2 protein-coding genes are annotated in these 1,277 nt (G+C 48.3%); one reads left to right on the top strand and one right to left on the bottom strand.

Translation table 11 applies throughout. The features are described 5' to 3' along the window. Positions 1-767, top strand: a 767-nt coding sequence (locus KDK16_RS02810; protein ID WP_257274578.1) for a sigma 54-interacting transcriptional regulator, incomplete at its 5' end; no start/stop codon positions are given. A gap of 299 nt (positions 768-1,066) precedes the next feature. Here the strand turns inward: KDK16_RS02810 and KDK16_RS02805 are convergent. After that, positions 1,067-1,277, bottom strand: a 211-nt coding sequence (locus tag KDK16_RS02805) for a hypothetical protein (RefSeq protein ID WP_257274577.1), incomplete at its 5' end; no start/stop codon positions are given.

The raw sequence follows: 1,277 nt of genomic DNA, 5'->3' as shown, positions 1-1,277 counted from the left end.
AATCCGAACTTTTTGGTCACGAGAAAGGCTCCTTTACCGGCGCCACGGCTGCCCGAACCGGCCTGATTGAAGCTGCCAATACTGGCACCCTGTTCCTTGATGAAATCGGTGAACTCCCTCTGGAAGCTCAGGCCCGATTGCTTCGGGTTCTTCAGGAAGGAGAAATCAGAAGGGTGGGCTCTGTGCATTCCCAGAAAGTCGATGTGCGACTGATTGCCGCTACCCACAGAAATCTGCGCCAGCTCTCTGCTAGCGGTCATTTCCGGGAAGACCTCTACTATCGATTGAAAGTGGTGGAGCTGAGAATTCCGGCATTGCGTGAGCGGGGCAACGACGTATTACTGCTTGCAGAGAAGCTACTGGAAAAAGTCTGCAAGAAGATGGAGCTGGAAGTTTATTCGTACTCTCCTGAGGCCATGGCAGCCATCTGTCAGCATCAATGGCCAGGGAACGTGCGAGAGCTGGAACATGCCATTGAGCGAGCTGTCATCCTCTGTGACGATGACATCATTACGCCTGAGACTTTGGATCTGGATGTTCACGTCAAGTCAACTCTTTTCAAGGCTGACACCAGCAACACGAACAGTCACAATGAGGTCGAAACTCAGGACGGTTTGTCTCTGGAAGATTACTTTCAGCGCTTCGTGCTCGAACACCAGAATCAAATGACCGAAACCGAACTGGCCCGGAAACTCGGTATCAGTCGTAAAACGCTCTGGGAGAGACGACAACGGCTGGGTATTCCCAGGAAAAAGACCACAGCCTGAGCCAAAAATCACTCCGACCCGATAATCTTTCACACTGCTCGTTTGGATCCCCGGTTCAATGGGGATCTGAGGCAAATTCAGGATAAATTATTCTTATCAATAAAAAACAGCTATTTCATAACGGATCAAGCTATCAAATCAATGGGAAGATACCTGAACACTGCCTATAATTTTCCTGTTGCTCTCGCAACACTCCATCGTCTTCATTTTTATTTTCGTTTTCATTTTCATTGAGAATATCTATCATGAATTTGCTACAACCAGACGGCTTATGTCGCAGGGCTTCCCTTGTTGCGTTGTCAGGCCTGTTCATCGGCTTCACTCCACTCAGCCATGCTGACCCTGCGGACAATGCAACGAAACAGGTAGAAGCTGTTTTTAACGAGGGCATTGGCTTGAATGGAACCGTTGATCTCGGCAAATGTATAATGAGAGTTAATCCCGACAGTAGCCAGGCAGAAATCAAAAACCCAGCACAATCCATTTTTAATCATCCGGGTAGTATTAAGG

This window comes from Endozoicomonas sp. SESOKO4 (assembly GCF_024606275.1).
This window is presented reverse-complemented; position numbering and strand designations above follow the sequence as displayed.